Source organism: Shewanella sp. 125m-7, assembly GCF_052977045.1.
Genome location: NZ_JBRILQ010000010.1, coordinates 1 through 14,557, shown reverse-complemented (window position 1 = coordinate 14,557; position 14,557 = coordinate 1). Strand labels below are relative to the sequence as shown.

The 14,557-nt window shown below is 45.1% G+C and carries 10 protein-coding genes; all 10 read right to left on the bottom strand.

Features of this window, described 5'->3' with window-relative positions; translation table 11 throughout:
* Nucleotides 1-73: 73 nt before the first annotated feature.
* Nucleotides 74-2,134 (bottom strand): glycoside hydrolase family 97 protein, encoded by a 2,061-nt coding sequence (locus ACVBIL_RS06735; protein ID WP_447166210.1) that lies wholly within the window; start codon nucleotides 2,132-2,134, stop codon nucleotides 74-76.
* A gap of 106 nt (nucleotides 2,135-2,240) precedes the next feature.
* On the bottom strand, nucleotides 2,241-4,322 hold the full coding sequence (locus ACVBIL_RS06730; RefSeq protein WP_447166209.1) for a hypothetical protein: 2,082 nt from the start codon (nucleotides 4,320-4,322) through the stop codon (nucleotides 2,241-2,243).
* 179 nt (nucleotides 4,323-4,501) lie between these two features.
* Nucleotides 4,502-5,380, bottom strand: a complete 879-nt coding sequence (locus ACVBIL_RS06725) for a helix-turn-helix domain-containing protein (RefSeq protein ID WP_447162047.1) — start codon at nucleotides 5,378-5,380, stop codon at nucleotides 4,502-4,504.
* 249 nt (nucleotides 5,381-5,629) lie between these two features.
* Nucleotides 5,630-7,660 (bottom strand): DNA topoisomerase III, encoded by a 2,031-nt coding sequence (locus ACVBIL_RS06720; protein WP_447166287.1) that lies wholly within the window; start codon nucleotides 7,658-7,660, stop codon nucleotides 5,630-5,632.
* A gap of 275 nt (nucleotides 7,661-7,935) precedes the next feature.
* Entirely contained in the window at nucleotides 7,936-9,450 is a 1,515-nt protein-coding gene (gene purF, locus ACVBIL_RS06715; protein ID WP_447166208.1) for an amidophosphoribosyltransferase, read from the bottom strand.
* A gap of 99 nt (nucleotides 9,451-9,549) precedes the next feature.
* Nucleotides 9,550-10,038: a CvpA family protein gene (locus ACVBIL_RS06710; protein WP_447162044.1), complete on the bottom strand. Its 489-nt coding sequence runs from the start codon at nucleotides 10,036-10,038 to the stop codon at nucleotides 9,550-9,552.
* 115 nt (nucleotides 10,039-10,153) lie between these two features.
* Nucleotides 10,154-10,738, bottom strand: a complete 585-nt coding sequence (locus ACVBIL_RS06705; protein WP_447166207.1) for an SPOR domain-containing protein — start codon at nucleotides 10,736-10,738, stop codon at nucleotides 10,154-10,156.
* A complete protein-coding gene (gene folC / locus ACVBIL_RS06700; protein ID WP_447166206.1) occupies nucleotides 10,731-12,017 on the bottom strand; it encodes a bifunctional tetrahydrofolate synthase/dihydrofolate synthase in 1,287 nt (428 codons plus the stop codon). Before folC ends, ACVBIL_RS06705 begins: the two co-directional genes overlap by 8 nt.
* 75 nt (nucleotides 12,018-12,092) lie before the next feature.
* The gene (gene truA, locus ACVBIL_RS06695; protein WP_447166205.1) at nucleotides 12,093-12,878 is read right to left on the bottom strand and encodes a tRNA pseudouridine(38-40) synthase TruA; all 786 of its coding nucleotides are present in this window, start codon (nucleotides 12,876-12,878) and stop codon (nucleotides 12,093-12,095) included.
* A gap of 164 nt (nucleotides 12,879-13,042) precedes the next feature.
* A partial coding sequence (locus ACVBIL_RS06690; RefSeq protein ID WP_447166204.1) for a FimV/HubP family polar landmark protein occupies nucleotides 13,043-14,557 on the bottom strand: 1,515 nt, incomplete at its 5' end.

Here is a 14,557-nt window from a genome sequence, read left to right as displayed (position 1 = left end):
GCGATAAAAGGGAAGCCTAATCTGTGAATGACACAGCTAGCGCTTCCCTTTTTGTTTCTAATACATAAACTGATTAGCGCGGCGTTAAGTTCGCCACCCATCCACCACTGGGTGCAAGGGTAATATTTATTGTACTCTTTGCTGTCACCGTTTCAGTCTTAGTTTGATAATCACTGGCATATTTATCGGCGTTATTGCCATCGGCGAAACTGCTCATCTGATATTGCTGTGACTCGCTCAATCCGAGCAAACTCAAGTCCAAGGTAAATTCGCGTGGCCTTGAGTTACCCATTACACCGATAAACCACTGTTTACCTGAACGCCTTGCGATAATAATGTGATCACTTATTTTGGCAGACAATACCTTAGTTTCATCCCATACCGTTGGCACACGGGTGATAAACTCAGTGCTTTCGTGTTCACGCAAATAATGAGACGGTGTATCTGCGAGCATCTGCAATGGGCTTTCAAACACCACATACATCGCCATCTGGTGCACTCTTGTGGTTTTACTCATTGGACGATTAAAATTAATCCTGAAATTATCGGGTTGAGCATTCACCATCGCACCAGGAGTGTAATCCATTGGGCCCGCAAGCTGGCGGATAAACGGCAGAGTTAAGTTATGCTCGGCGGTGATGTAATCGGCCCATTTATTATGCTCAAGACCACGCACGCCTTCTCGAGTGATCACATTTGGGTAAGCACGGCGTAGACCCGCTGGCTTATACGAGCCATGAAAATCGACCAAGAGTTTATGCTTAGCGGCCTGCTCAGCAATCTTCCAGTAATAGTTGACCATGGCTTGATCGTCTCGCTGCATAAAGTCGACTTTTATGCCCGCAGCGCCCCACCGCTCGAATAGTGCTAATGCCTGCTCAAGTTCATTGTCTAACGTCTTCCAGATCACCCAGAGGATCACATCGACGTTTTTACTCTTACCGTAGGCAATAATCTCTTTAACATCGATATCATCGACAACATTTAACACGCTGTCTAAATGATGCCATCCCTCATCCAGTACTATGTACTCGATGCCATATTTGGCTGCAAAATCGATATAGTACTTATAGGTCTGAGTGTTAATCCCGGCTTTAAAATCGACGCCAAACACATTATTAGCGTTCCACCAATCCCACGCCACTTGCCCAGGTTTCACCCATGTAGGGTCAATCGCTAACTCATCTGCTAATAAGTACGACAACTCGTTAGTGAGCAAGTCAGCATCAGCTTGGCTAATGGCAAAAATTCGCCAAGGAAATACGCCCGCTTTAGGTGCAAGCTCTATCGACTTTCTCTTAGCAAGATGGTCTGCGCGCTTGAGGATATTCTCATTTCTATCAGAGTCTTGTTTAAGTTCACTATCAAGCACGACATTGGCAAAGCGAGCGTTAAAGCCTAATGCGTTGCTGCCTTCAAGCCATAGCCCCGGGTAATCCCTCAAGCCCGTTTCGGTAATAACGAGTTTAATACCTTTGACATTGATACCGGCATCAGCGTCAACATCAACAAGCAGCGGCAAGCTAGCAAACTGCTCAGGCGTAATTTCAGATAACTTTTTAGGTAAGTACAAACGTTCATTATGGCTAATAAAGCTGGACTCTTCGGGAAACAGTACCGAATGATCAGCAGCAAAATTAATCCCTACCGTTTCAGCCATCACCACTAGCTCTCCCCGCTGCTCAGTGCTAAAGCGGTAGGCTAAACCTTGATCAAAGAGCCTAAAAGTGAGTGTAAGCTGGTTATCAAAAGTGAATGCCAATTGATTGTATTGCTCATGTACCCATTTAGACTTTTGCTGTACATGGGGCTGTAATTGACGATCGACACTCGTTCGCGCCATATCAACAAGTTTTGCCTTAGATAAATTAGCCTGCATGCCTTGAATCACTATGTCGGCGACGGCATCTTGCAAAACGGGCTTACCGGATACGGTTAATGAGTAATTAACTCCTGATTCAGCGTCTTGAGAAACACGTAATTGCAGTTGCCCATTGGGTGAGGCTAAGGTGTATGCCACCGTGTTTTCAGCGGAATTAGCTAGATTAGTGGCATTAACCGGAATCGATAGCACAAGGGGCAAACTGGCAATAAACAAAAAAAATGCTGCAAATTTATAGGGATGGATAATCATAGCGGTCTCGTAGGCAAGCTTGAGTCAATAGAGTCGAAGGGGAGTGTCAAAGCCTTATGGTGATTAGGTTAAGTCATTACGACTTAACCTAACCTGTTTACCGTCTTTATAGGCTAACGCTGATAGGTGATTGTCCGTCCCAGTTAATCTGCTGCAACTCACCTTGCTGCTCAATGGTGATGCTAAAGCCTTTATCTGCGTCTTGAACACGACTCACACAGACATCGAAATTACTCTCAAACGCGCGAATATGCTTCAAGCACATATTATTCCAGCCTGAAGGTAAATAAGGCGCGACGTCAAAACGTTTAAAGCCTGTTGGCTCAATACCAAAAATCCCCTCCGTGACGACTCGAGCATAGAGCGCACTCTCAGCAGATAGATGGCGCTGATCACCTTCAGGCCAAGCTTCTACGGCGTAAGGTACATGCTCGCCGAGCAAACGCTTACGTGAATAATACTTAAAGTAGCGCATTGCCGTATCGGTCTCTTGAGCCGCAAAAATGCCTCTAAACGCATAGAGTGTTGCTCTATCCCAGAAAGTCTTATTGCCCGCCTCACTGTAGATCCCATCTTCACTCCACAGCTGCTCCGATAATACCGCCGCTAAGGTTTGATCTTTGCGGTCAAAAATTCCAAATGAAAATGGCAGTGCAATCCAAGCTCTTAACTTGTCGTTACCTTGATAGTATTGGTAAGTATCGAAGCCTTGAACATTTGCACCGAAGTAAGTTTCGATATCTTGTGCCAGCTTCTTGGCTCGTAACTGGTAGTCTGTAGCAATCGCTGTACGCCCAAGTTCCTCATTTAAATAACTCGATGAGATCAGCGCGCCGTAAGTCAGCATATTGGTACTTAGGTTAACATCACCTGCTGGGAATCGCCCTTCTAGCTCGTCGCTATCCGATGCAATCACCCCCTCGCTGGTTTGCTTGCCGTAACTAAAGTCGATACACCAATCGATTAAAGGCAGTAGCGCCCTAGCTTGCTCTTCATCGCCATAAGCCAGTGCAAATCGGCTTGCACCATAAGCGATCATCGCACAGTCTCCTCTATCGCCAGCGCCGTTCCAGATATCATCCCCCTCGGCAATAATAGAAGATGGAATGGCTTTGCCGTCATCATTCATAAAGCGAGCAAAATGCTCGAAACTATTAATTGCCGATTCATTACCGACAGCATTGCCTAAAAATGGAAAGAACGGGTTGATATATTCAGCCTGATCGTTAGCCCAGATAGCGGCGTAATAGCGACCGCCTCCTGGCGCATGCATCAAACCACCCTTAGTTCTAAAAATGGATTCTGCGCTACGAATTTTGGCGAACTCAAACATCTTGTTGATGTTTTCATCGGGGGTGACTAATTGAAGGTTGTTATTCAAGCTCGTCACATAGTCTTGACGCAGTTCAAGTTCTCTTGCGGCATCAAACTCGCGATTTTGCCCAGCTTTAGTGGCTTTGAATTCTAGGTAAACCGTTAATGTCTCACCCGCTGCTAATTCAAATACTCCGGATTTGTCACTCGCCGCCTCTATACGATAACGACCATATACCCCATTTTCAGCTGGAGTCTCAACGCGATAATCGAGCTCGCCAATGCTCAGTTTTACGCTTTCATTGCTAGTATTACCAAAGGTCAAGGCTTCAACCATTACTGGCTGAGTCGTACTTGGTGACAAGATACGAGTCAACTCAACACCTTCAGCAATAAGGCTTGTCAGCGACAGGCGCCCATCGATACGAGCCTGTTTTAGCTTCTCTTGCGTAATACTCTGCTCATTAACGGTAATAGACGGCGAAACAGATAACGGAAAATCATGAATAAGACTCGCATGAGTATCATTTGGAATGGTGCGCAGCATAGGCCACACCAGCTTTCGCGTTAAGCTCAAGTTCCCGTTAACATCGCTGCCATAATAGATAATGGCAGATGTTTGTTCGCCACTCATCTCGATATGATCTTCATGGCTATCTTGTACATCCCAAACCAAACCATTGTCAGTTAACTGCCAGCGGTCCGTTAGGGTCGCGGCTAAGCCATTTAACACTTTGTTGTCTTGTACTTGCGCAGCTGCGGGCAATACGTCAGGTTGTCGTTCAACATTCGCATTACTTGCAGTTTGAGAGTCATTGGAACAGGCAGATAATATGGCAATAGCACAGGCTGAGGTGATAAATAGCTTTTTCATAAAACTCTCGTATGTTTTGCGTTATTCAAGTCAGTTTATTATTCGTTACGGCCGTCAAAATTTTGAGTCAAAATCTGTAGACCATTAAAAATAATAAAGAAGTTATTGAAACTGATTGAAACACGAACACTCTCAAGTTCGCTTACGAGAAAGTCGTAAAGCCTTCCTAAAAAATCACCTCAGCCACTCACCTTACGACGGAACTCTAACGGTGACATGGCAAATTCGCGCTGAAAAATATCGTAAAAACGGCTAACAGAGCCAAAACCTGCCTCCAGTGCAATATTAAGCACCGGGCTTTGAGTATCAATAAGTAGTGCTTGAGCGTGCTGTAGCCTAAGCTGATTAATGTATTGCTTAATCGACACTTTCATCACCCGATTAAATAACTTCATCGCATAGTTTTTATGCAAACCCGTTGAGCTTGAAACATTTTCAATTGTAATTTTTTGATCGTAGTTATCGGCAATATAACGCAACATGGTTTGAATATGGTTTAGGCCACCAAATACAGGTCTATCCTCACGTTTACTCACTTTATTGGCTAAATCAAAGGTGCTGTACTGCTCGATTGACATGCGACGAATGCGGCCGCGGATCTCATTAATCACTTGGCTAGTCAACAGCGGCTCATTTCGCTTAATGTCGGTTTCCCAGATCTGTGTTAACTGCTTGTCACAAGCATATAAACTGTCAGACACAATGACCTCGCCATGCAGCAGCTGGCTAACAAAGGTGCTAGGCAGCATCCAAGTGAGAAAAGATTGCAAAGGGATATAGATGTTAACCAACTCGCCTTCTCCGCGAGAAGCGGTCATTTGGTGGGGAAATGACGCCCAAAAGATAATCATACGTCCCTCTGGGACAGTGATTTCTTGGCCGTTAATTAAATAGTCAGCAGAACAATCAAACAGGTAATTAATTTCGATGTGGCCATGCCAATGGCTGTGCTCCATCACAGCAGGCTGCTTACGGTGAAAGCCAAACTGCGTATCTTGCGCCTGCACCGTTAAGGGGCTCGCCTCATTAAAAGCAATTTTTTCAACCCAATCAAACATCTGCCTAACCTCATGACCACTGTTAAAAGCCAAGCTAACCCATAGGTCTTAGTTACACAATTGAAAGTTACTAAACAAGATATCAAGCTGATGATTTAGGAATACAGTTTAAACAAATAGTTTAGGAATATGGTTTGGGAATAAGTAAGTTATAACTGGCTTTAACCTTATTCCAATCTGCTTAGCTTTGCGCCACTCCATACTTAAGTACAATGGTTCAACAAGTCGACGCCCTCAATAAAGCCTCTATCACTTACTAGCAGAGACTCTCTTACTCGTACTTGTTTTTTTAGTCGGCGTTTTTCTAACGGCAGATGATTTAGATGTAGCAGGCTTTTTTGCGCTATAACGACGTTTTTTAAAGCCGCTATCCGGCGACTTAACCCCTTGTAAAGAAGTCGGTAACTGTGAACCAGCTTGCTCAATGAGCCCTTGTAAGGAGCTCACTAAGGGATCCATAAAATTCTGATACTTGGCTTCTTTACGGCTAATGGCATCGAGGTTATTTTCCCACAGCGCGGTCATATCAGGCGTTGTCGCGCTTTGCGGTAAGCTGTTAATTAAGCCTTTGCCCACCTCGGTAGCCAAAATGGATTTACCTTGGCGGGTTAGATAATTGCGCTTAAAAAGTAGCTCTATTATGCCAGCACGCGTCGCTTCAGTGCCTAAGCCGTCGGTGTCTTTTAAGATTTTCCGGATTTCACTATCGGTGACATAGCGGCTGATCCCCGTCATTGCCCCTAGTAAAGTCGCATCGGTAAAATGCTTTGGGGCTTGGGTGTTTTTTTCTAATAACTCGCCACGCTCGCACAGCAGAACTTGGCCCTTTTTAAGCGCTGGGATATTGGCAAGATGTTCGCCATCTTCGGTCTGCGATTTGTCACTCGAGCTTCCGCTATCTTGTTTCTGATTGGCAGATTGCTTAAGTAACTGCTTCCAGCCTAGCGCTGCTTCCTGTTTGGCCTTGGTTTTAAATAAGCCACCGGCAATGATGATCTCAACTTGAGTCTCTTTATACAAATAAGCAGGGTAAAACTGCATTAAGTACTGACGGGCGATCTGTAAATACACTTGCTTCTCGCCCTGACTCAGAATTGATAAATTCGCGGTTTTCTCGGTCGGGACTATCGCATGGTGAGCGTCGACCTTCTTGTCATTCCATGCTTTAGATTTTAGCTTGGCATTTGGCTCATCACAGCCAGACAATAGCTCACTCGCACCACTTAATACTGCGCGAATAACACTCGGCGCTAACCCATGTTGCTCAACAGGCAGATAGCGGCTGTCAGAGCGAGGATAGGTGATCAATTTGTGCTTTTCATAGAGCGACTGGCAGATATCGAGCACAGACTTTGCGCTCATTCCAAAGCGCTTAGCCGCATCAATCTGTAGCGCCGATAAGCTATAAGGCAAGGGAGCATTTTGCTTCTTGTCTTGAGCCGTTACCTTTTCTACGGTGGCACTTTGCCCGTTGATGCGCCCAACGACATTTTGCGCCAAACCTTTAGCCAGTACCCGCCCCTCTTCATCCATGTAGGGTTGACACGCTTCACTCGGTTGCCATTTAGCACTAAAACGCTCTTGGTTATCGGTAGCCAGATGCGCTAAAACTTCATAAAAAGGTTTAGAAATAAATTCAGCAATTTCACCATCTCGTCGCACCACGAGCCCAAGCACAGGGGTTTGTACACGGCCAACAGATAACACCCCTTGATAACCCACTTTCCGGCCTTGGATTGTATAGGCTCGGGTCATATTCATGCCATAGAGCCAATCGGCGCGAGAACGTGCTAAGGCCGAAGTCGACAATGGAATAAACTCACGGTTTGAACGCAGCTGCCCCAGCGCTCTTGTTACCGCTTGTGGATTTAAGTCGCTGATCAATAAACGCTGTGCCTGCTGTAACTTAGCGCCTTTAACACCTAAGTGCGCGATAATTTCATCAACCAGCAACTGCCCTTCTCTATCAGGATCGCCCGCGTTAACTAACTGAGTCGCCTCTTTAACAAGCCCACGTAGCACAGCTATTTGGCCGCGCATCTTAGCTTTAGGTTTCATCTTCCAGTTATCAGGCACGATAGGCAGATGCTCAAACTTCCATGACTTGTATTCAGGTGAATATGCGTCTGGCTCAGCTTGCTCTAACAAGTGGCCGACGCACCAAGAGACACAATCACCATTGGCTGCGCGAATAAATCCGTCACCTTTCTTTAAAGGCTTAGGCAACACATCGGCAATGGCTCTTCCAAGACTGGGTTTTTCGGCAATATATAAGATCATCTGCGAGACTAACATTACTGTATAAATTAACAGTACTGTACCTTGAAGTGTTAAAGGGTGCAAACAAAACCCTAATAGACAACTGTATTTTAAATGCCTTGTTCAAAGAATGTGAACTTTGTTGAGAATAGTTCTCATTGAATGATTTAATTCAACTATTTACTCGCTGGATGATTGTTTGGGCAATGCATCTACTTTAACCAAACCCGCATCGACCTATAGCAGACACAAAAACGCCGAGCATTTGCTCGGCGTTTGTATTTGTTGCGTCTAGCTTAAGGATGGCAAACGTTATGCATCTCTAAGTTAGTCCCAATATCTTTGCTACGATTCGCCTTAGCATCATCGTTACGCAACTGCGTAATATAATCTAGGTACTCTTGGTCCACGTCATTGGTGACATATTTACCGTCAAATACAGAGGTTTCAAAACGCTTAATGCTAGGGTTTTCTTGACGTACCGCTTCAATTAGATCGGGGAGCGATTGGAAAATCATCCCGTCAGCACCAATCAGCGCATTGATCTCTTCTACATCTCGACCGTGAGCAATCAGCTCGTTAGTGGTCGGCATATCGATACCGTACACGTTAGGAAAACGAATTTCTGGTGCTGCTGACGCGAAATACACTTTATTAGCACCAGCATCACGCGCCATCTGAATGATCTGCTCCGAAGTGGTACCACGAACAATAGAGTCATCAACTAGCAATACGTTCTTGCCCTTAAACTCGGCACCAATCGCATTTAGTTTGCGGCGCACAGACTTCTTACGTTCTTGTTGACCGGGCATGATAAAGGTACGGCCGATATAGCGGTTTTTAACAAAGCCTTGGCGATAAGGTAGGTCCATATGACGTGCGATTTCAAGTGCGATATCACATGAGGTTTCAGGAATAGGGATGACGACATCAATATCATGTTCTTCCCACTCTTTGTTGATCTTCTCACCCAGCATGGTACCCATATTGACACGGCTGCTATAAACAGAAATGTTATCAATAGTTGAGTCTGGTCGAGCAAAATAAACAAATTCGAAAATACATGGCGCGTAGCTTGGTGAGTGAGCACATTGGCGTGTATAAAGCTCACCATCAAGAGTGATGTATACCGCTTCACCCGGCGCAACATCACGCATAACTTCAAAGCCTACTGCGTCTAATGCCACGCTTTCAGAGGCAACCATATATTCAGTACCCGACGCCGTTTCATGCTTACCTAGCACTAACGGACGAATACCAAATGGATCTCTAAACGCAACTAAGCCTTGGCCAATAATCATGGCAACAACCGCATAAGCCCCACGAGTCAGCTCATGCACCTTAGCAACGGCATTAAACACATTGTCAGCGCTTAAGTCATCAGTGGTGGTGTTTTGCAGTTCATCCGCGAGTAAGTTAAGTAACACCTCTGAATCTGAAGTGGTATTAACATGACGGCGCTGTTTCAATAAACGCTCATGCAACTCAACTGTATTGGTCAAGTTACCATTGTGCGCTAATGAAATACCAAAAGGTGAGTTAACATAAAACGGCTGCGCTTCAGAAGCACTTGAGCTTCCTGCCGTTGGGTAACGTATGTGACCTATGCCTGCATTACCTTGTAGGCGCTGCATATGCTTTGGCTCAAAAACGTCTTTCACCAAACCATTGGCTTTACGTAATCTAAACGCATTACCATCGACGGTCACAATGCCAGCAGCATCCTGTCCACGATGCTGGAGCACAGTCAGTGCATCATAAATGGTTTGATTAACCGATGACTGGCCAACTATTCCGACAATACCACACATGGGTAAGCTTCCTCATTGTAAGATGTTCTATTATTTAATATTTTTGCCTTAGGTGAGACTAATGCCCCTCCCTAAAACCAAGTAATGCTTTAGTGCATTTTATATTTTGGGTACAAAGCTTGAGGTGTTTTCCACGTAGTCAAAGAACCACTGGATCACAACTCCAAATTCGGGCACGAGTGTAGAATCCTGCCACCAATCTGTGTTGGGTGCTCCGGTAAAAGCATCCATAAAAAACAGTAACGCGCTCACAATTAATGCGCCTCTTAGCGCACCAAAACACAAGCCTAGCACTCTATCAGTGCCTGACAATCCGGTTTTAGAAACCAATTGGCCAATTAAGTAGTTAACGAGTGCGCCAAGAATAAGCGTTGATACGAATAAAATGGCGATAGCCACTCCATTTCGAACCATTTCATCTTGCATCTGAGTAAGATGCGTAGCGAGTTTGAGGTAAAACTGGCTGGCAATAAAAAAAGCAGCAAACCAAACGACAAGAGACATGGCCTCTTTTACAAAACCACGGACCAAACTAATCAGAGTTGATAGTCCGATAACAATAATGATGGCGTAATCAATCCAAACCATTTAAGAGGTTATCCAGCATAGGGTTTAAGACGGCGCGATTCTATCAGAGACAGAGTTATTTCTCACGCTTTCGCGGCGAAATAACTTTTTCTCAAACAAAGACAATCACAATTTATTATTTTTCGACTGGGTTATAAGCAACCACCCGGCCTTTTAACTTGGTCAATTTTTCGATATCACGTTGCATACCAAGAAGTTTGTCTTGAGACACATTAGGCCCAACAAACACTTTTGTTAATTGTCCATCAACAGGTTTTGTCGGCAAGGTATAGGCGGTAAAACCTTTAGTGCGAAGACGTTTAACTAGACCGTCAACATTGGCCGCATTGTTAAAGCTCCCTAGCTGAATCGTCCATGCAGCCTTAGGCTTTGCAGCACTCTTAGGCTCAGGCTTAGGTGTTGTTTTAACCTCTGCTTTTGCCTTAGCGACAACCGGTTCGTCCTCCTCAGCAATGTGCCAAGAAGCGTCTCCGGATGATTGCGTATCTTGCGCTGCTTGCTGAGTGTTCTGACCCAGATCGACCGTTTCGATATTCTGCTCCGGCAAGCGACTGTCTTGGATCTCGGGTCTAAGGGGAATTTCAGCAAACTGCTCTTCTTCGCGCTGTTTTTTACCGTCCAAAATATCGGGTAAAAATATTACCCCCAATGCCACTATAACGATGACACCCACCAGACGATTTTGAAATTGACTAGACAAGATTCTCTCCCTTAAACAAATCTTTAAAACCGGCAACAGTGTAAAATGAGCCAAATACAATTACCACATCTTCTGATCGCAACTGCGCTTTAATCGCGCTCCAAGCTTCACTCATATTGGTATACGTGGACGCCTCTGCAGTGTGTGGCATAAACGCGTTTAACTCTTCGGCCGTTGCGCCGCGCGCGACAGGTAAGTCGCACAGGAACCACAAATCAACATCGGTTGATAGTTCCTCTAGTACCGAACGGGCATCTTTATCTTTTAACATGCCACAAAGCGCAATCAAACGCCCCTTAGGCATGGCTGCTAAACGTGACTTTAAATAACGTGCCGCATGGGGGTTATGTGCAACATCAACAATCACTGTCGGTGATTCATTAAGCTGCTCTAATCGTCCTGCAAGTTGGGTCTCTGCCACTGCTTTAGCAATCGTATCAGCTGCCATAGTTGGGCAAAGATGCTCAAGTACCGCAATAACCGTGGCCGCATTAGGCTGAGGTAAAAATGGCAATGGCAACTTAGCGAAATCAAAATGCTGACCTTGATAATGCCAATCTTTATCACTGCACTGGTAGCTAAAATCGTCATTGACCTTATACAGTAACGCCCCAACTTGACTTGCGACCTCAATCAATGAGTCTGGGCAATCGGGCTCCCCCACGATAGCTGGGCGATTAGCTCTGAAAATACCCGCTTTCTCTGCGCCAACTAGCTCTCTGGTATCACCCAAATACTCTTGATGATCTAAATCGATAGAGGTCACAACAGCAATGTCGGCATCGATGATATTGGTGGCATCTAGTCGCCCGCCTAGGCCAACTTCTAGCAATACCACATCAAGCTTGGCAGCTTTAAACAGGTATAAACCGGCTAGAGTTGCGTACTCAAAGAAGGTTAATGAGATCTCAGCGCGGGCGATTTCAATCGCTTCAAACGCGTTAACTAATGCTGTGTCTGTGGCATCGATACCATTTATACGCACGCGTTCATTGTATTTAAGTAGATGAGGAGAACTATATACACCGACGGTTTGGCCTGACAACTGCAATGCAGCTTCAATCATAGCGCAGGTGGTTCCTTTACCATTTGTGCCCGCGACAGTGACGATCTTGGTTTCACCTAAGTCGATAAGCCCCATACGCTCGGCAACCTGTGACACACGAGCGAGGCCCATATCAATTTCAGTTGGATGAATCGCTAATAAAAAGTCTAACCAGTTACTCAACGCAGCACCTGACTTGGGTGCCACCGGCTTTAATGTGTCTTGTTCAATCACAAACTTTTATCCATTTAAAACGTATAAGGCCCAGACCTTCACCGTTAAGATTGTCCTTAACCCCATAAATAATGCTTAGTCCAACATAAATAATGGGCCAAGTGCCAACTTAGGTAATTGATAGCTTTCAGGGTATGTCACGTCGACTAAATACAGACCATTAGGTTTAGCTGTTGCCGCCGCTTTATTTCTGTCTTTAAGTGCTAACAGTTGCTCAATCCACTCCATGGGTTGATTACCTAAACCCACCTCTAATAGCGAGCCGACAATGTTACGCACCATGTGATGCAGGAATGCATTCGCCTTGATATCAACGCAGATATACATGCCTTGACGGCTAACGTTGACCTCATGCACACAGCGAAACGGCGTATTAGACTGGCATTGAACGGCCCTAAAACTGGTAAAATCTTGTTCGCCAAGTAGATACTGCGCCGCTTGATGCATTTTTGCTTCGTCGATATCACCAGGGTAATGACTCACACCGCTGCGTAAAATACCAGGGCGAAGTTGGTGATTATAAATCATGTAACGGTAGCGTCTTGCCGTTGCGGTAAAACGCGCATGAAATTCATCATCAACCACTTTAACCCAACGCACTGCGATATTATCTGGCAGGTTGACATTCACGCCAAGAGTCCAAGCAGTATCTTTACGCACTGCATTGGTTTTAAAGTGCACGACTTGCCCCGTCGCGTGAACCCCCGCGTCGGTACGACCCGCACATTGCACCGCAATAGGCTCATTAGCAACGATCGAAAGCGCTTTTTCTAGCCGCTCTTGCACAGTGTCTACTTCAGCCTGACGTTGCCATCCGAAATATTGACTCCCATCGTACTCTATACCTAGCGCAACCCGCATCTCACACCTCTATAACTCGGTTAAACTGTTATTCGACTGTCTGCGCGATCGCATCTTACAGGTCGGATAAACGAAATCTTTTAATAGGCGGCGATTCTAGCATACTCACGCCAAACGATAAGTATAAAAAAGGCGCCAAAGGCGCCGTTTTTTATTCGTATGAATTACACTAAATCTTTCAGTAATCCAAGTGCTTCAGTCTGCTGCCGGTCGTTACCATCTAGCTCAACCTCTTTAAGCAAAGCTCTTGCGCTGTCATTGTCATCGATTTCAATGTAAGCACGGGCAAGATCTAACTTGGCATTAACCGAGTTTTCTTCATCATCGACATCGACCATAGGTGAGTGACCCATTAGTGAGTCTAGCTCGCCCATATCAACATCCAACTCTTTATAAAGATCGGTATCACCATTATCTTCATCGGCCTCACTTAAGAGCATATCGATATCAATAAAACCGTTATCCTTTTGGAAAGTCGTTAGGTCATGCATGGCAACAGCGCTCTTACCTGGCACTTTCCCTGCTAACTCTTTAGCATCCAGTTCTTCGGCATCGAGTGCCGCTAAGGCTTCATCGACAGTCATCTTAGAATCATCAGAGAGAGAGAACGCCTCATCACCTTCGATTTCAAATGGCAATATTTGTGAGTCACCTTCAGTGGTTAAACCTGTTAATAACTCATCATCTGACCGTTCATTTGACGCAGAAAACGCTAATTCTTCATCAGCAGCAATATCACTTTGACTGGCAATACTTTCCCAATCTAACGAGTTTCCCTCTGGCTTTTTATTACCTTTAAGATCATCGAAGAAACCACTTTCTCTATCACTAGTTACCGTTTCGCTTACTTGCTCTAAAGTAAGTTCGGCATCAATAGCGGGCTCGACATCCACCTCAGGCAGGGTGAACTCAAGCATATCTTCGACTTTGGTGCCAGCAACTTCAGTCTCTGCGCTATCGGCGCCGGATTTAAGTACCTCGGGTTCAAAATCACTGAGTTCGAAATCGAGGCTATTTGAATCCTGAATGCTTGCAGCGGTAGCCTCTTGCGCCGTTTCAGGCGTAGGCTCAACCTTTAACTCTTGCTCTGCTTGCTGTTCTAATATCGGCGCTCTTTCTGATTGAACCTCTGATTGTTCTTCAGTTTTAAGCTCAGCGACTGGCGCCTCAAGGTCAGCAAGCAATGCGTCAAGCTCGCGGTCTAGATCACTTTCAAGTTGTTGCTCTGTATCTTCTGTGGTTGATAACTCTAATTCAGCGGCGATTTCAAACCCAAGTTCAAGCTCTGCTGCCATCTCATCAGAGAGTGCATCGATATCTTTTAGCTCATTATCATCATCTTGAGACTTATCTTCCGCTTCAAGCTGCGCCAGCAATGTATCTAAGTCATCATCAGCGCTCGCTTCAGTATCATTAACCGATTGAGCATCATTAGTATTAGAAGTATCAAAGTCTGCAAGTAACGCATCGATGTCATCGATATCATCTTCTGTAGCAACACCCGTTTCATTGCTTTGTTCTAATTGAACAACTTGATCATCGTTATGTTCAAATCCAGCAAGCAAGGCATCTAAATCATCTTCTGCGCTCGCTTCAGGATTTGAAGTATCAAAGTCTGCAAGTAACGCATCTATGTCATCGATATCATCTTCTGTAGCAACACCCGTTTCATTGCTTTG